Below are 15,611 nucleotides of genomic sequence, written 5' to 3' on the forward strand. Positions count from 1 at the left end.
CCGACTTGCCCATTTTAGCTAAAATCTCTAAAATGTGGACAAGTCTTATCAGGAGAGCGTCACCATGCGCAGCTTTACCCTCACCGATCTTAGCAACAAATCCGGCGAGGTCGTGGAGGCCGCCTATTCCGGCCCAGTCGACATCACCCGCCGTGGCAAGAGAAAGTTCGTCTTCATGACTGCAGAACAATACGACCATCTTCGCAGGGCAAACGACCCTCGCAGGGTCTATGCCGCAGGTGAAACACCGCCAGAAATAGCCGCTCTCTTCGAAGCCGAAGCCGATCGTCTTGCGAAGGGAGAAGGATATGAGGACTGAACGGGACGAACTGCTTAAGGTCGGAACCGTTGTCGAGTACCCTTATCTCTGGAAATGGCAGGCCGAACTGGGTGAAACCGAGGGCCGCAAGGACCGGCCTATCTGCGTTTTGTTCGCTACCGTGAACCCCAGGGACGGTCTAACCCACATGGCTCTCATCGCGATCTCGAGCCAACCTCCCCGCCACGGACAGCAAGCCATCGAAATTCCCGAAATGGAATGCCGGCGGGCAGGTCTCTCCGATTGGAAGAGGGGTTGGGTGACGGTAAGCGAGTATAATTACGACATCGCCGAGAAATCCTTCTATTTCGACACCACACAGGATCCGGTCGGTCGTTTCGGAAAGCGCTTCATGCAGCGCCTCGCCACCGCGGCCGCGCCGCTCTTCAGGCAGGGCGGCGCCAGAGTGGATCGCAGATAGAACCTTCGCGAAATGGCTGAACGTTCCATCTACGCACAGATCGACGAGATCAAGGATTTGCTCGAGCAACGCCGGCGCGATCACCTTCGATCGCGGGGACGCGACGAGAGCGCCATGGCTGAGCATGTCCTGCGTCTGGAATGCGTCCTCAAAACACTCGAATGGGTGCGCGACAACCAGGACGGTCTCAAATCCTACGCGAAGATCCGCCGCCAAGAGGGGAAGACGCAAGAAACCGGCTAACGAAAGAGGCAGTGGAAGGGGCAAGCCCGTTTGAGCCGGGCTTGCAAAGCGGAGAGAGAGTCCTCCCGCCCGGCGTCTCAAAAGGAGCCGTTCCATGATCCCCTTCCCCTCCCCTCCGGCCGGCATTGCCCCCGGCCGCCTCCTGATTCTCGCCTGTTCGGCCACCAAGAAGGTCGAGCCCGCCTATATGCCGGCCATTTATCGATATGACGGCCCTCTTTGGCAGACGCTGCGCGTAACCGATCCCCGAGGCAGCATGGCACGGGTCGCATTTCTGTCGGCGCATTATGGTTTTCGCGATTCGGCCGTCCCGATCGAAAATTATAATGCCCGCCTCACCGATGACCTGGCGAAGCGGATGATCGCCGGCGGCATGGGGACCAGGTGGCCCCGGCCGCCATCGCCCCGCCGTCCGGATACATATGGAATGCACCCGGGCTGCGAAATCGCATCGCTGTCCCGATACGGTGGCGCCCCCTTCCACGACATCGCTTTCGTCGGCGGACACCTCTATATCGAGGTCATGCGCGCCTTTCTTCCGGGGTTCATCCGACTGAAAGGTGTGGTGGAGAACCCGACGGTAACCGAGATCAATGGGCCGATCGGCGTGATGCGCCGAGACCTCAGAGGGTGGCTCCAGCGTGGTGCCCCAAGCAGCGCTTCCTAGAGTAAGAGGCAGGGGAGCCCGGATGACCGGGCTCCAAAAGAGGAGAGAGTTCTCCCGCCCGGCTCTTCAGGAGCCATGCAATGACCAAGCCCACCATCGCCATGATCGGTCTCAACAAGCTGACCCGCAGCCCGCTCAATGTTCGCAAAACGGCGGCGAGCGAAGAGGCGGACAACGAGCTCTATGCCAGCATCAAAGCCGACGGCATCAAGCAGAACCTTCTCGTTCACAAATCCGGAAACGGATATCACGTTCACGCCGGCGGCCGACGCCTCGCGGTCCTCGAGCGCCTAGCCGCCGAAGGCCATATCAGCGCAGACGTGGAAATCCCCTGCATCGTCGAAACCAAAAAGCAGGCGGAAGAAACCTCCCTCATCGAAAACTTTGTCAGGGCCGGCATGCACCCGGCCGACGAATTCGAGGCCTTCGACGCCCTCGAAAAGAAGGGCTGGAGCCGCGAGGAGATCGCCAACCGTTTCGGCGTCACCCTGAATTTCGTGGATCGCCGCATGAAGCTCGCCCGCGTCTCTCCGGTCATCATCGAAGCGTTCCGCGCCGACAAGATGACCCTGGAAGCCGTCCAGGCATTCTCCATCACCGACGACCACGGACGGCAGAACGAGGTGTGGGAGGAGCTCTCCAGTCGTTCCTATGGATTTTACACTCAAAACATCAAGGCAGCCCTGACGCAGCGCACCTACCATGGCAGCTCCAAGCTCGCCCGTTTCGTCGGTATTGACGCGTATCAGACTGCGGGCGGGGCGATCCTGCGGGATCTGTTTTCCGACAACGATAGCGTCCATTTTTGCGACAGCGGTCTGCTCGAAAAGCTTGCTCTCGAAAAGCTGCAGACCAAAGTGGACGAACTGGCCAACGAGTGGAAGTGGGCCGATGCTCAGCTCGAGGTCGCATATGACACTCTGCGGCCGTTTGGCCGTGTCTACCCCGAGCCCGTCGAGCCGGACCCTGCCCAGGTCGCGGAATTCGAGCAGCTCGAAGCACGACTCGAGGCCCTGTCCAACCAGTACGATGAGGAAACCTGGACGGAGGAGCTGCAGGCAGAAGAAGACGCCGCGGCCGCACGCGTCGAAGAGCTCCGGTTGCTCTTCGCCAACGACCAGGTCTTCACAGCCGAGCAGAAGGCGATCGCCGGCGTCATCGTCACTCTCGACCATAGCGGTCAGTTCCGGATCGAGGCCGGCCTTGTCCGTCCAGAGGACCTGCCGAAGAAGGTCCCGAGCACCGACGGAGACGAAAGCCCGGCAAATGACGGTCCGGTGATCCGGCTCCCGGTATCGTCCTCGACCATCCGTTCCGATGATCCGAATCCGGCCGCCGAGGCACGGAAAGAACAGGGGATCTCCGCTTCGCTGGCAGATGATCTGCGAGCAACGCGCCACCAGATCCTGAAGGCGCATCTGGCGGCCGACTTCGCCACCGCGTTCGACGTGATGCTCTATTCCATGTGCACCCGCGTTCTGGGCGAAAATGGCTATAAGACAACGCCCATCGATGTGTCGATCAAGCACGCCGAGACCTATCAGAGCCGCGAGGCCATCGTCGATACGGTCGCGGCGCGGATGCTGCAGGCAACCCGGGACGGTCTGAACGTCGAATGGCGGTCTCTCACGAGCCCGCAGGATTTCGAGGCGATGTGCTCCCTGCCGGAAAGCGACAAGCAGGCGCTCTTTGCCTGGTGTGTCGGCCACGGGGTCATTCAGCAGCTCGCCACCGACAACAAGCCCAACCCCGTCGTCGAAGCAATCGGCCATCGCATGGCCGTCGACACAGGTGCGTGCTGGAGGCCGACTGCTGAAAATTACTGGAGCCGGACCAAGAAGGACCATGCGATCAAGCTCGCACGCGACCTGATCGGTAATCGGTGGGCCGATGACAAGGCGAAGGACAAAAAGCCCGTCATCGCGGCGGCGATGGAACAGGCTTTCAGCGAGGATCCTCGCGCATCAGCCGGCCTCACGCCAGAGACGGCCGCCAAGACCTCCGTCTGGTTGCCCGACGGCATGGCCTTCTCCGGGGTCATCACCGAGCAAGCAGCTGACGCGGACTTCTCCTACGACGAGGAGGGGCCGGATGGCGACGATGATGAAACCGTCGACGTGTCTGAAGGTGCCACCGACCAGGACGCCGCCCTGCAGGAAGCCGATCAGGAGATCGATGAAGACGATATCCCGGCCTTCCTGAAGGACAACGCCGCCTGACGGCTTCGATCGAGGAGACAGAAACCCACGGCCCGGCTCATCGCCGGGCCGTTTACACATCAACGCTCAGGAGATGTTCCCATGCGACTGACGTTTCCCCATCCCCAACTGCGCAAGCTGCTCGCAGAAGCCGAAATACGATGGAGCCAAGGGCTTCGCCTCAGATGGGGCATCAAGGATCCCGCAGGCTTCTGGCTGATCGGTGACCAGGGCGTCTACCTCATGCACAACGGTCGTTTTGTCGAGGGAGAACAAAGGGTCGTCTATGCCATCGAATGTGATCCTACCATCATGCCCTTCGAGCAATGGTCATCCGCCAAGCGCATTTCTTTCGGTTGCGTCCGCGGTTGCGAGTTCATTGACGAGGAAATCGTTCGAGACGCTGTTGACGTGGGCAGTTCGCTCATTGTCGAATTCGCCTCGACCACCATGACGGTGGGTCTGCAAACCCATCCCGCCATCTTTGATTCCAAATAAATCAGCCGCTGGAGACGCGACCTATGGGCAGCAACAAGTACGGAACCTGGGACGACAAGAAGGCCGCCAAGATCGAGGCCAGATATAAAGCCGCCATGGATCGAGCCAGGGCAAGGCTCGACAAGGCCGAAGATCGCAATCGGCGGCTGATGGAAGAGGCGAATAGGCGGTTCAGAGCGGACCAAGGGGCCGCACGCAAAGCATACGACGATGCCATCGAGGCCATCGTCAAACTTCACGATCGTCCAGATATCCAATCATAGGAGAACGACATGAGCCGCCATCCTGTCACCGTCACCAAAGGCGACAAAGCCGATCCAAACGCCGTCATAGGCTATGATCCGCCGCTTCGGACCTTCTTCCTGCAGGCCTTCCCCGATCCCGAGACGGAAGAAAACGAACTTTGGCTCGGAATGCAGCTCGAGGAATTCCCGAGCCTCGAAAGCATTGTCGTCGAAGCCCGTGCGCAAGGCTACGATCTTTCCGGCATGTCGAAGGACACCGTGGTTTCGCTCATCAAGGAATCGAGCACGCCCACCCCTCCCGGCATTGCCGAGCAACTCGGTCTGGTGCGGTAGACCATCAGACCGAAAACCTGACGTGGGCCGCCTTTGGTCAAAGGGCGGCCCTTGTGTCCGTGACGAGTTTTCCAGCCCGCGTGGCAGGCACGCCGGCGCTCGTCGTGGAGCACGACCATGACGCACTATGCAACTTATATCGAACAGGCCCTTGCCAGCGAAGGCGGTCATCTCCAAATCGGCCGCGGCGGCTTTTCCCTGCACTTCGGTTTAAGCACCCTCAGCGGCTACGACTGCGAGACCATCAAAGCAGAAGCCATCGACGCAGGTCTTCCGGTTTACGATAGCCGAATGGTCGATTTCGGCGTTGTCGCCAATCTCGCCTGCAGTGGCCCGATGATTGCCGTCGGCCGCGCAGCAGACCCCAAGCCCTGGAACTCGCTATCCTTCGTTCCGCTCTATCATGTCATGGACGCTTATCGGCAGGCTGGAGCCGAAGTCTATCACATGCCCCCTCGTCCCGTCGAAACCGGCCTCGATGGCTGACAGGAGGCGGCGATGAACTCCTATACTCAGGCCAAGCTTGCGCTCTCGAGCATGGAAGAGGCCTGCCGCGTCAACTGCCGGCACCTCAAAATCATCGATCGTCAAATTCGTTCAGAAGCTGAGAGCATGACGATCAAGAACCGCAACAAAGTCCGCCAGTTCGGTCGGCATGCTTCCACATGGACCAATGCCGACGAACGTCACTACCGCGACTGCATGGACGCCGTCTTCGAAAGCCGACGCACCGAGGTGGATGCTCTTCGGCGCAAGATCGAGCGCCAGACAGCCGCGATCAACAGATTGCGGGCCCGCCTTGGCATCAACGAGCCAGCACCGGTCATCCCCGATATGATCGGCGGATGAACTAACGACGGCCCCGGAACGGCAACTTCAAGATCGGAGATCTTCCCATGAATCAGCAAGGTTTCAGCGTCGAACATATTTTTGCGCTCGATCGGCAGCATCTGCCGCCAGAACGATACCTCCCGTGGCGGGAGACGCGCAGCGGCCTCTCCGTCGTCGTCGAACCAAAGCCCCATTGGGCTATGGATCTCCTCGCCTTCAGCCTGTCGGAACGCCGCTACTGCTATTATGCGGACTGGTGCCATAACGGTCCCAACGCCCGCTTCTTCGACCATATCGAAAAATCCGGAGCTGATGTCTTGGAAAAGGCGCACACCATGATCGCTGATGAGCTTTCTCAAGGTCTGTGGGATCGCGCAGCTTAAGCAAAGAATGCCGCTGCACATATCGGGCGCCCAGGTGGCGCCCTTTTTCTTTTCATCTGAAGAGCCAGAGGCGGGCCGGAAAGAGAGTGGACCGGCCGAGCCGAAAGAGAGAGTTCGAGAGCCGGTCTTCCCTTCCGTCCCAGGAGACCGCCCATGGCAGCCCTCGCCCTTTCCGCCCGTATGGTGGAAACAGAAACTTCTTTGGATGACGCCCTGTCGCGCTACGAAACCAACCTTCGTCAGTTCCGCGTTCTATCCGCCCAGCTGCGAAACCGAAACAGAGCCGCCGTCTTCGATGCTCTCGCCGGCGCCGGCGTCTCCTTCGTGATCGTCAACTTCGATCGCGACGACGACGAAGGTCCCATCGGGGACCTCGCAGTCATTGCCGCCGATCGCGCAGCGCACCTTCCAGAAAATCCCATCACGCTTCCGATCGCGCTCTGGAGCCTCGAACAGCCCGTAACTCTCGACCTTTCATTCCCGCACGCGATCGAGCGCCTTGCCATGGACTACATCGAGCAGAGCTACGGTTCTTCTTCCGGCGACTTCACCAACCTGGACAGCATCATCTTCAACGTTGCAGCTCGCTCGCTTGCGCTTGCTCCCCGGGGCAGAGGAGCGGCCGGCGCTACTGCCAATCCGTCAAGAGAGTGAGAGGCAGGCCGGGAAGGGCAAGCCTTCCTGCGGCCAAAGAGAGCCGCCGGGAGGATTCCGCAACCCTCGGAGGCCTCCATGAACGTTTCCTTCCGCCCCTCTTCCGCAATAATCGTCCCGCGCGCCGCACCGCTGCTCGAAGCTGCCCGCGCGCTCCTCCCCCTCATAGAGACTGGTAAACCAATTTCGACGGACATGCTGCGCACCGCCGTCGAAAACGCCTATGGCGACAGCGATACGAATGGCGCCTGGGTCTGGAAGGACGCCTATGAAGCCCTGGAATGCGCCCAGATCCTTTTCATGATCAAATATGGCGCTCGCATCCGTCGCCAGTCTGCAGATCCGCTCAGCGAACTGAAGATGCTGGAAAAAATAGCGGCGCTTGTTCCGTCCCAGACGCGGCGCTCAGAAGAATCGCAGCGCCTTCAGCAGTTTTCCACCCCTCTCCCGCTGGCTTTTGTCGCCGCTCACGCAGCCGCCCTCTCCGCCGGCGACCTGGTTCTCGAACCATCCGCCGGCACGGGGATCCTCGCCTGCTTCGCGAGGATTGCCGGCGCGCAACTTCTTCTCAATGAAATTGCGGAAGACCGCGCCCACCTCTTGGCCGAACTCTTCGACCAAGAGGTCACGCGCCACGACGCCGCCACCATCCATGACCGGCTGGCGCCATCCCTCTCCCCGTCCGCCATTCTCATGAACCCGCCTTTTTCGGCCGCACCGAATGTCGAGGGCCGGTTCCGGGCCGCGACCATGCAGCATGTCCGCTCTGCGTTGGCTCGCCTCGCAGAAGGCGGCCGCCTGGTCATGATCTCCGGCGCCAATTTCGCACCTGCTTCCAGTCAATGGGGCGATTTCTTCCGCTCCATCGAAGACCGGGCCACGATCCGCTTCAGTTCACCGATAGCGGGCAGGATCTACGCCAGCCACGGCACCACCTTCGAAACGCGCCTGACGGTGATCGACAAGATGACCGGGGACGAAACCGCCGCCTCGCTTCACGCCGAGCCCGCCCAGTCTTGCGCCGAGCTGCTGGCCCGTGTCGTCACCGAGGTTCCGGCCCGGCGTCTTTCGGTATCCTCGTCGGTCTCTATCCGACCGGTAAACCCCGCCAGCGCGATTGCATCGCTGCGCGACAAGGCGCGGGCGCAGGCGCGTGCTGCAGCCTCCGAAGCTGCGCGCCATCCCCTCGATAAGGCCGAGACCGTGGAGCTCGACTATGCGCCGCGCGTCCACGAGGCTGATGAGCACGCTCAGCCTGCAGGCCTCTACGAGCCATATCGCGTTCAGGCGATCGCAATCCCCGAGGCCGTCCCCCATCCGACGGCGTTGGTGCAGTCGGCCGCGATGGCGTCCATCGCCCCTCCCCTTCCGACCTACCGGCCGACCTTGCCGAAATCGCTTATCTCAGCCGGCGTTCTCTCGGATGCTCAGCTGGAAAGCGTCATCTATGCCGGCGAGGCCCATGGTGCCCATCTCTCCGGAACCTATACCGTCAACGACACCTACGATCAGCTGAAGGCCGCGCCCGAAGACGCATCCGGCTCCTTCTGCCTCCGCCGCGGCTGGTATCTCGGTGATGGGACCGGTTGCGGCAAAGGTCGCCAGGTCGCCGGCATTATCATGGACAATTTCCTCAAAGGTCGCCAACGGGCAGTCTGGGTTTCAAAATCCGACAAGCTGATCGAAGACGCAGTTCGCGACTGGACTGCGCTCGGTGGCGCTGCGTCCGATATCGTGCCATTGGGCCGCTTCCGCCAAGGCGCTCCCATCAAGCTCGAGCGAGGAATTCTCTTCATCACCTACGCCACCTTGCGCACTTCCGAGCGCCAGGACGGCGACGGAACGCTGAAGGCGAGCCGGCTGACGCAGATCGTGGAGTGGTTGGGTCCCGATTTCGACGGGGTCATCGCCTTCGACGAAGCTCACGCAATGGCAAATGCAGCCGGCGACAAAGGTGAGCGCGGCGAAAAGAAGCCATCGGAGCAGGGCCTTTCAGGGCTCCGGCTGCAGAATGCCGCTCCGGACGCCCGCGTTGTTTATGTCTCCGCGACGGGTGCGACGACCGTCGGCAATCTGGCTTACGCCAGTCGCCTTGGTCTGTGGGGAACCGGCGATTTTCCCTTCGTCAACCGGGCCGACTTCGTCGCCGCCATGGAATCTGGCGGTATCGCGGCGATGGAGGTCATATCCCGCGACCTCAAAGCTCTCGGCCTCTACATCGCCCGGTCCATCTCGTTCGAGGGCGTCGAATACGAAATGCTCGTCCATGAGCTCACGGACGCGCAGCGCCGCATCTATGACGATTACGCCGGCGCATTTCAGATCATCCACCAGAACCTGGAACAGGCGCTTCTCGCGTCGGGCATCACCTCCGATGAAGGCACCCTCAACAGGCAGGCCAAGTCCGCCGCTCGCAGCGCCTTCGAAAGCAACAAGCAGAGGTTCTTCAATCACCTCATCACGGCGATGAAGTGCCCCTCTCTTATCCGTGCGATCGAGGGCGACATGGCGGCCGGTCACTCGGCCGTCATCCAGATCGTGTCGACGAGCGAGGCCCTGCTCGATCGGCGCCTCTCCGAGATCCCCGCCTCCGAGTGGTCCGACCTTACGCTGGACATCACTCCCCGCGAATATGTCATCGACTATCTCGCCCATTCCTTCCCGACGCAGCTCTTCGAGCCTTACACGGACGACGACGGAAATCTCCGGTCACGTCCTGCTCTCGACGCCAACGGCAATCCGATTCAATGCCGCGAAGCACTGGAACGGCGCGACAGCCTGATCGAGCATCTTTGCGCGCTTCCTGCGGTACACGGCGCTCTTGATCAGATCCTCTGGCACTTCGGCAAGGATCGCGTCGCGGAAGTCACCGGTCGCACACGCCGCATCGTGCGGACCCACGACGGCCGTCTGGCCGTCGAACGCCGTCCAGGGTCCGCCAATCTCGGCGAAGCCCACGCATTCATGGACGACACCAAACGCATCCTCGTCTTCTCGGACGCCGGCGGCACAGGCCGATCCTATCACGCGGAGCTGACAGTCAGAAATCAGCGCCTGCGCGTTCATTATCTGCTCGAGCCGGGCTGGCGTGCCGATAACGCCATTCAAGGACTTGGCCGGACGCACAGGACCAATCAGAAGCAGCCTCCGCTCTTCCGGCCATGCGCAACCAACGTGAAGGGCGAAAAACGCTTCCTCTCCACGATCGCCCGCAGGCTGGACACTCTCGGAGCCATCACCAAGGGCCAGCGCCAAACCGGCGGACAAGGCATGTTCCGGGCGGAAGACAACCTTGAGAGCCCCTATGCGCGGGCCGCTCTGCGCCAATTCTACTCGAATCTCGTGCGGGGAAAGGTCGACGCCTGCTCGCTCACAGAGTTCACCGATCTGACAGCCCTGAATATCGTCGATTCGGCCGGCTCCCTGCTCGATGAACTGCCGCCCATCTCGCAGTTCCTCAATCGTTGCCTCGCGCTGACGATCGACATGCAGAACGCCATTTTCGAAACGTTCGAAATGTTGCTCGACAAAATAATCGACGACGCAACGCGCGCCGGCACCCTCGACGTCGGGCTGGAAATCCTGACGGCCGAGCGCTTCGACGTCGTCGAACGCCGCGTCATCCACCAACACGCAGCCAGCGGCGCAACGACTCTGGCGCTGACGATCAATGAAACTACCCGCAATGCGCCGCTTTCGCTCGAGACTGTTCGTCAGATCGTCGGTTGCGACCGTTCGGCCGCCCTGTTGGTCAACGCCAAATCCGGCCGCGCTGCTTTAATGCAGCCGGCGCCGAGCGTCATGGACGAGGACGGCACTCCGATCCGGCGTGTGCAGATCACCCGGCCGATGCACCGTGAACGGCTGTTCGAATCCGAGCTTGAGCTGACGCAATGGCATCCGGCTTCAGATACGGACTTCGAACTGGCCTGGACCAACGAGCTCGCCCAGATACCCGAGTTCTCCACGCGGCGGATTACGCTGATCTCAGGCCTGCTCTTGCCGATCTGGAAACGGCTCCCCGACGAAAATTGCCGCGTCTATCGTCTGGAGGCCCATGATGGCGAGCGCATCCTTGGGCGCCTGGTCACGGCCGACCAACTCTCCACGGTGTTCCGGTCGCTTGGCCTCGATATTGCCGTGGATATGAGCCCGGCCGATATGCTCGAGACAGTCATGGTCCGCGGTTCGACGGTGGACATCGAAGGCGGACTCGCCCTGAAACGCTCCCGCGTCATGGGCGAATACCGCCTCGAGATCACCGGTCATACGCCGTCGGCGCTTCCCGCGCTCAAGGCGATCGGCTGCTTCACCGAGATCATTTCCTGGACGACCAGGCTCTTTGCTCCCGCTGGCAATCCCGATGTGCTCGAGAAACTGATCCAGCGTCATCGGATGATTGATCATTCGGAGGCCGCGTGATGGACGCGATCGCAACAACGTCGCACATCGACATGCTGATTGCCGACGGCTCGCCCGTCGCGATCGGCGTATCAGGCGGAAAAGACAGCCAGGCATCGGCACTGGCGACCTTCTCCCACCTGGACAGGATCGGTCATACCGGCCCGCGATTACTCGTTCATGCCGATCTCGGATCCGTCGAATGGGATGCCTCGCCTCGCATCTGCCGTGAATTGGCATCCTATCTCGGCGTCGAACTTGCTGTCGTTCGCCGCAAGTCCGGCGGCCTCATGGAACGATGGGAAGCTCGCTGGCAATCCAGCCTCGAGCGCTACCAGTCTCTCTCGACCGTCACCCTCGTTCCGTGCTGGTCGACGCCCGCCATGCGCTTTTGCACTTCCGAGCAGAAGACCCATGTCATCATAGCCGAGCTAAAGCGTCGGTTCCCCGGGCAGCGCATCATCAACGTCACTGGCGTTCGACGTGATGAAAGCGCAGCCCGAGCGAAGGCGACCATTGCCAATGCGGACCTTAATGGCCGCATCTGGACATGGCGCCCCATCGTCGAATGGAGCGAGGCGGAAGTCTTTGCGGCCATCGATCGGAGCGGACTGCTGCCGCATCCTGCATACCGGCACTTCGGCATGTCTCGCGTCTCGTGCCGTTTCTGCATCATGTCCAGTCTGAAGGATCTCATTGCGGCGTCAGCCCAACCGGAAGCGCACGACCTTTATCGCCGCATGGTCGCGCTGGAGGCGCGCAGCACCTTCGCATTTCAAGGTTCCCGTTGGTTGGGGGATATCGCACCGCATCTCCTGAATGATGCCGCTCGCGCGGCATTTGCCCATGGGAAAGCAGCCGCTTTCGCGCGCGTACAGGCGGAGGCCCGCATCACCAAACCGATGCTTTACGTGAAGGGCTGGCCGCAGCGCATGCTGACTGACCAGGAGGCCGATCTGCTGGCAGAGGTACGGCAAGAGGTTTCCTATTCTCTGGGCTTTGCCTCTCGATTCCTCGATCGAGAGAGTATCCACGCTCGCTATGCCGAGCTCCTTGCGGCCAACAACTCAACAAAACTCGCGGAGGTAGCATGAACACCGCCACCGATATTTCACGCGCTCTCGCCGAACGAGCGGAAGCCTTTTGCCGCTCTTGGCTCCCCGCAGGCCGGAAGGTCGGGAATTACTGGCTCGTCGGCAACAAGCATGGGGATCCAGGTCGCAGCCTTGCGATCCGGCTGAAACATTCGGCCGGCCGCCAGCCCGGAAAGTGGGTGGACCACGCAACGGGCGAGCATGGCGACCTTCTCGATATCATCGAGGAACGCCTTGCCACCCCGTCTTGGGGGGATGTCTTTTCTGAAGCCCGCCGATTTCTCGGCCGTAGCGAGCCGGTCTCTGCCCGCAGTGGTTCGCAAACCCGCATGTCCCGATCCGGATCCGATCGGTCCACCGCAGCACGCAAGCTGCTCGCGATCGGGCGGCCAATCCAAAACACGCTTGCGGAGCGCTATCTCCGTGCGCGTGGCGTCGCGCGGTTCGGGACCGCCCTGCGCTACCATCATGCGGTCTATTATCGCGACGAGACTGACCAGACCCGGCAACTTCCTGCCCTCCTCGCCGCCATTACCGACAACCAGGGGCGGGTCACTGGTTGCGCCCGCACATGGCTCGATCCTGCAACCGCACGCATCGCGGCCATTGCCGAGCCGAAACGCGTCATCGGCAATCTGGCGGGAAATGCGGTAAGGTTTCAACACGGGTCGGCCGGAGAGGAGCTTGTCGCCGGCGAAGGCGTCGAAACGGTGCTGTCGATCGCAACCGCCATTCCAGTTCTGGACGTCTGCGCCTGCCTTACGGCCACGCACCTTGCCCAGTTCATGCCCCCGGCCCACCTCAAGCGTCTGTGGATCGCCCGTGATAATGACGAGGCGGGCGAGCGCGCTGCCATTCTCCTGCGCCGGCGGGCCGAATCTCTCGGGATCGCGGTATTCGACCTCGTGCCACAGCGCAACGACTTCAATGACGATCTGCGGGAGGACGGGCTCACGGTCCTGCGAGAGCGTCTGCAAACCGCGGTCGAGAAAGCTCGATGCGGGACACTGGCGAGGGCCTGAAACGAGAAAGGTCCGGGCGTGCCAGCCGGCCTGAGCTGTGGCCCGCACGACCTGGATGAGTTCGCGATATAACCCTACGGGTCGGGCGCGGAGGCGCCCTCGATCACACACAACGCCGTCTCCTGCAAAAAATTCCCCGCCGGTAAACCGGCTCCTCGCGCAGCAATTTTTTGCGCTCCGGCGTCCTCCGCTTCGCTTCGGCCCTACGGGTGTGTGCGCTCTCCTCCGGGTTCTTATCGCCTCATTCCAGGCCGCGCAGGCCACAGCAAAAGGACCGAAACCATGATGCCGCACCTTGCTTCCACTTCCAGTCCGACGGCCGCCCTCCTCGACGAGCTCGCGCTCTACGGCGTGCGCCCCAACTCCGACGAGCCGGATTTCCGCCCCCTCCCCGACCACCAGGCCGTCGAAGGCGGCGTTGCGGTAATGGTCGAAGCGATCCAGTCGATCTTCACCGACACCCGCCTCGAGGACGAGGTCGAGGAAGTGCTCTGGTCCGTCGTCAACATCTTCCACCGCCGTCTGGCACACACCCAAAAGCGCCTCGATGACAATGAAGGCCGTCAACGCACTGCATTGGCCGAGCAAGACGGTTCAGAGGTCAAGAGCGTCGAACTGGAAAAGCTGGTGTCCGAAGGCTTCTCGCTTACCGAGTGCCGGAACGCCTTCGAGGCGATGCGCGATGTCGCGGCCGAACACTACCGGGTCGAAACCGGCTCCGCATGGCTTCCCCGCACAGGCTCGAAGGTCTCGCATCGGGCTCTCACGGCGGCCGTCATCGACAGCCGGAACTTCATCTCGGCAAAGCGCCGGTCCGAAAACGAAGTTCATTGCCCTGCCGGCACACGCATCGCTTTCACCGGTGGCGACTATCAGGACTATGACGCCATCTGGAAGGTTCTCGATCAGACGTTCGCAAAGCATCCGGACATGATCCTGCTCCATGGCGGAACGCCGACCGGCGCGGAACTCATCGCGGCAAAATGGGCAGAAGCCCGCGGCGTCACCCAGGTGGCTTTCAAGCCGGACTGGAAGGCACATCGCAAGGCTGCCCCCTTCAAACGCAACGATACCCTACTGGAAACCATGCCGATCGGCGTTATCGCCTGCCCGGGAACCGGTATCAACGACAACCTCGTCGACAAGGCACGCGCTCTCGGCATCCCCGTCAAGCGGATCGGCAGCAAGGCGGCGTCCTGATGGGCGCCGCATATCAGGCTTCGACCTGCTCTCGAGCTTCCTCGATGGCAGGTCGTTCTTCTTCCTCCGGCTCAGTTTGCTGCGCAGGCGGCTGAAGCGCCATTACGCAGTCGGCGCACATCAATCGGGCGTTCGGCTTTGCCCAGGCATTCAGGCCACAGGACGGGCATGTATAGCAGGTCTTGCTCGCAGTCTTTTTGGCACGTGCGGCTTGTTTCTTCGCATCGTCCCACAGCTCAATGAAGAAGGCGTCGAAGCCCTCCTCCTCCAGTCTTGAAAACACCCGCTGGAAAGGCCCGCCGTCGGCGATGTAGTGCGTGACGCGCTGCCCGGTTTCCTTACCTCCAGGCTCTCCGCTTGACGACGGAACGAGCCCGACCGCATGCATCTTTTCCGCCCACTCGCGATTATGATAACCGCCGCGTGACGGCTTGCCGAAATGATGCTGCCAGAGGTGCACCATCTCGTGCACCAGTGTCGAAAGAATCTGCTCGGTCGTGCGCAGGCTGAAGTGCGCTGGGTTCAGCGCGATTTCATCCGTGACCACGGCGCCGTCCTTCGAGCCGAAACGGCCGCCCGCGAAATAGCCGTAGGCTTTCTTCACCCTCTGCATCGTGATCAGGCAAGCCGGCAGCTCGCCCCCGAACAGTTCCTCGTTGAAAAGGGCATAGGCGCGAGCGAGGCCAGTATACGTCTTCTTCGTCGGGTTGATCATCGCTCGCCTCTTGTTTCGTACGATACAATTATTTTGCCACAAGCGCTGCACCATTCCTAGTGTGGGTCCGGACGATCCAGTCCCTTTGTTGGTCCGATCTTCTCTCACGACAGCCCCGCCCAGTGGGGTGGTGGCAATACCTCGCAGCGCCGAATCCGGAGGGCCAGATCAGACCGACGCGTCACCAGCCGACCAGGCCGGGCGCCGTCGGACGGCAATCCAAAACCGGCGCACAATGGTGGAGGCCTGCGACATCGGCGCAAGATTGGCTGCAACGGACGAGTTCTCCCTGTGTCCGCCATTTGGTGGCAGGCCGATCGCGGCGGGAGCAGTTTTCGTCATTCTTGGCATTTCGGATTCCGAATTGGTCGCTTGATGTGTCAAAGC

General features: G+C 61.4%; 17 protein-coding genes. 16 read left to right on the top strand and 1 reads right to left on the bottom strand.

Annotated features, from left to right (window positions below):
- The first annotated feature begins 64 nt into the window (after positions 1–64).
- From CFBP4996_RS26400 to CFBP4996_RS26475, 16 genes are all read left to right on the top strand, one after another.
- The gene (locus CFBP4996_RS26400; protein WP_137396144.1) at positions 65–319 is read left to right on the top strand and encodes a type II toxin-antitoxin system prevent-host-death family antitoxin; all 255 of its coding nucleotides are present in this window, start codon (positions 65–67) and stop codon (positions 317–319) included.
- On the top strand, positions 309–740 hold the full coding sequence (locus tag CFBP4996_RS26405) for a hypothetical protein (RefSeq protein WP_137396145.1): 432 nt from the start codon (positions 309–311) through the stop codon (positions 738–740). Before CFBP4996_RS26400 ends, CFBP4996_RS26405 begins: the two co-directional genes overlap by 11 nt.
- A gap of 12 nt (positions 741–752) precedes the next feature.
- Complete coding sequence (locus CFBP4996_RS26410; protein WP_137396146.1) at positions 753–983, top strand: hypothetical protein; 231 nt, start codon at positions 753–755, stop codon at positions 981–983.
- A 94-nt stretch (positions 984–1,077) separates the two neighbouring features.
- On the top strand, positions 1,078–1,650 hold the full coding sequence (locus tag CFBP4996_RS26415) for a hypothetical protein (RefSeq protein ID WP_137396147.1): 573 nt from the start codon (positions 1,078–1,080) through the stop codon (positions 1,648–1,650).
- Between the two features lie 80 nt (positions 1,651–1,730).
- Positions 1,731–3,869 carry a ParB/RepB/Spo0J family partition protein gene (locus tag CFBP4996_RS26420; RefSeq protein WP_137396148.1) on the top strand — a complete coding sequence of 713 codons (2,139 nt, stop codon included), beginning with the start codon at positions 1,731–1,733 and terminating at the stop codon, positions 3,867–3,869.
- Between the two features lie 81 nt (positions 3,870–3,950).
- Positions 3,951–4,346: a DUF3085 domain-containing protein gene (locus tag CFBP4996_RS26425; RefSeq protein ID WP_137396149.1), complete on the top strand. Its 396-nt coding sequence runs from the start codon at positions 3,951–3,953 to the stop codon at positions 4,344–4,346.
- Between the two features lie 23 nt (positions 4,347–4,369).
- Positions 4,370–4,609, top strand: a complete 240-nt coding sequence (locus CFBP4996_RS26430) for a hypothetical protein (protein WP_137396150.1) — start codon at positions 4,370–4,372, stop codon at positions 4,607–4,609.
- A 9-nt stretch (positions 4,610–4,618) separates the two neighbouring features.
- Complete coding sequence (locus CFBP4996_RS26435) at positions 4,619–4,924, top strand: hypothetical protein (RefSeq protein WP_137396151.1); 306 nt, start codon at positions 4,619–4,621, stop codon at positions 4,922–4,924.
- A 117-nt stretch (positions 4,925–5,041) separates the two neighbouring features.
- Positions 5,042–5,410, top strand: a complete 369-nt coding sequence (locus CFBP4996_RS26440; RefSeq protein ID WP_137396152.1) for a hypothetical protein — start codon at positions 5,042–5,044, stop codon at positions 5,408–5,410.
- Between the two features lie 12 nt (positions 5,411–5,422).
- Positions 5,423–5,773 (top strand): hypothetical protein, encoded by a 351-nt coding sequence (locus CFBP4996_RS26445; RefSeq protein ID WP_137396153.1) that lies wholly within the window; start codon positions 5,423–5,425, stop codon positions 5,771–5,773.
- 47 nt (positions 5,774–5,820) lie between these two features.
- Positions 5,821–6,138 (top strand): hypothetical protein, encoded by a 318-nt coding sequence (locus tag CFBP4996_RS26450; RefSeq protein WP_137396154.1) that lies wholly within the window; start codon positions 5,821–5,823, stop codon positions 6,136–6,138.
- 153 nt (positions 6,139–6,291) lie between these two features.
- Positions 6,292–6,792 carry a DUF6878 family protein gene (locus CFBP4996_RS26455; protein ID WP_137396155.1) on the top strand — a complete coding sequence of 167 codons (501 nt, stop codon included), beginning with the start codon at positions 6,292–6,294 and terminating at the stop codon, positions 6,790–6,792.
- Positions 6,793–6,870: 78 nt separating this feature from the next.
- Positions 6,871–11,214, top strand: coding sequence for a strawberry notch family protein (locus CFBP4996_RS26460; RefSeq protein ID WP_137396156.1), 4,344 nt, complete (start codon positions 6,871–6,873; stop codon positions 11,212–11,214).
- Positions 11,214–12,287: a phosphoadenosine phosphosulfate reductase domain-containing protein gene (locus tag CFBP4996_RS26465; protein WP_137396157.1), complete on the top strand. Its 1,074-nt coding sequence runs from the start codon at positions 11,214–11,216 to the stop codon at positions 12,285–12,287. The genes CFBP4996_RS26460 and CFBP4996_RS26465 overlap by 1 nt, the downstream gene beginning before the upstream one ends.
- The gene (locus CFBP4996_RS26470; RefSeq protein ID WP_137396158.1) at positions 12,284–13,309 is read left to right on the top strand and encodes a DUF7146 domain-containing protein; all 1,026 of its coding nucleotides are present in this window, start codon (positions 12,284–12,286) and stop codon (positions 13,307–13,309) included. Before CFBP4996_RS26465 ends, CFBP4996_RS26470 begins: the two co-directional genes overlap by 4 nt.
- A gap of 285 nt (positions 13,310–13,594) precedes the next feature.
- Positions 13,595–14,509 carry a DUF2493 domain-containing protein gene (locus tag CFBP4996_RS26475; RefSeq protein WP_137396170.1) on the top strand — a complete coding sequence of 305 codons (915 nt, stop codon included), beginning with the start codon at positions 13,595–13,597 and terminating at the stop codon, positions 14,507–14,509.
- 13 nt (positions 14,510–14,522) lie between these two features.
- Here CFBP4996_RS26475 and CFBP4996_RS26480 read toward each other — a convergent pair whose 3' ends face one another.
- A complete protein-coding gene (locus tag CFBP4996_RS26480) occupies positions 14,523–15,224 on the bottom strand; it encodes a SprT-like domain-containing protein (RefSeq protein WP_137396159.1) in 702 nt (233 codons plus the stop codon).
- Between the last annotated feature and the right edge of the window lie 387 nt (positions 15,225–15,611).

This window comes from Agrobacterium leguminum (assembly GCF_005144435.2).
Lineage (GTDB): Bacteria > Pseudomonadota > Alphaproteobacteria > Rhizobiales > Rhizobiaceae > Agrobacterium > Agrobacterium leguminum.

What these genes read in the sequence shown, in the direction of transcription:
- CFBP4996_RS26410 (WP_137396146.1), top strand. Translation starts at nt 753, where the DNA reads ATGGCTGAACGTTCCATCTACGCACAGATCGACGAGATCAAGGATTTG.
- CFBP4996_RS26440 (WP_137396152.1), top strand. Translation starts at nt 5,042, where the DNA reads ATGACGCACTATGCAACTTATATCGAACAGGCCCTTGCCAGCGAAGGC.
- CFBP4996_RS26450 (WP_137396154.1), top strand. Translation starts at nt 5,821, where the DNA reads ATGAATCAGCAAGGTTTCAGCGTCGAACATATTTTTGCGCTCGATCGG.
- CFBP4996_RS26475 (WP_137396170.1), top strand. Translation starts at nt 13,595, where the DNA reads ATGCCGCACCTTGCTTCCACTTCCAGTCCGACGGCCGCCCTCCTCGAC.
- CFBP4996_RS26430 (WP_137396150.1), top strand. Translation starts at nt 4,370, where the DNA reads ATGGGCAGCAACAAGTACGGAACCTGGGACGACAAGAAGGCCGCCAAG.
- CFBP4996_RS26405 (WP_137396145.1), top strand. Translation starts at nt 309, where the DNA reads ATGAGGACTGAACGGGACGAACTGCTTAAGGTCGGAACCGTTGTCGAG.
- CFBP4996_RS26420 (WP_137396148.1), top strand. Translation starts at nt 1,731, where the DNA reads ATGACCAAGCCCACCATCGCCATGATCGGTCTCAACAAGCTGACCCGC.
- CFBP4996_RS26480 (WP_137396159.1), bottom strand. Translation starts at nt 15,224, where the DNA reads ATGATCAACCCGACGAAGAAGACGTATACTGGCCTCGCTCGCGCCTAT.
- CFBP4996_RS26435 (WP_137396151.1), top strand. Translation starts at nt 4,619, where the DNA reads ATGAGCCGCCATCCTGTCACCGTCACCAAAGGCGACAAAGCCGATCCA.
- CFBP4996_RS26460 (WP_137396156.1), top strand. Translation starts at nt 6,871, where the DNA reads ATGAACGTTTCCTTCCGCCCCTCTTCCGCAATAATCGTCCCGCGCGCC.
- CFBP4996_RS26415 (WP_137396147.1), top strand. Translation starts at nt 1,078, where the DNA reads ATGATCCCCTTCCCCTCCCCTCCGGCCGGCATTGCCCCCGGCCGCCTC.
- CFBP4996_RS26470 (WP_137396158.1), top strand. Translation starts at nt 12,284, where the DNA reads ATGAACACCGCCACCGATATTTCACGCGCTCTCGCCGAACGAGCGGAA.
- CFBP4996_RS26425 (WP_137396149.1), top strand. Translation starts at nt 3,951, where the DNA reads ATGCGACTGACGTTTCCCCATCCCCAACTGCGCAAGCTGCTCGCAGAA.
- CFBP4996_RS26465 (WP_137396157.1), top strand. Translation starts at nt 11,214, where the DNA reads ATGGACGCGATCGCAACAACGTCGCACATCGACATGCTGATTGCCGAC.
- CFBP4996_RS26400 (WP_137396144.1), top strand. Translation starts at nt 65, where the DNA reads ATGCGCAGCTTTACCCTCACCGATCTTAGCAACAAATCCGGCGAGGTC.
- CFBP4996_RS26455 (WP_137396155.1), top strand. Translation starts at nt 6,292, where the DNA reads ATGGCAGCCCTCGCCCTTTCCGCCCGTATGGTGGAAACAGAAACTTCT.
- CFBP4996_RS26445 (WP_137396153.1), top strand. Translation starts at nt 5,423, where the DNA reads ATGAACTCCTATACTCAGGCCAAGCTTGCGCTCTCGAGCATGGAAGAG.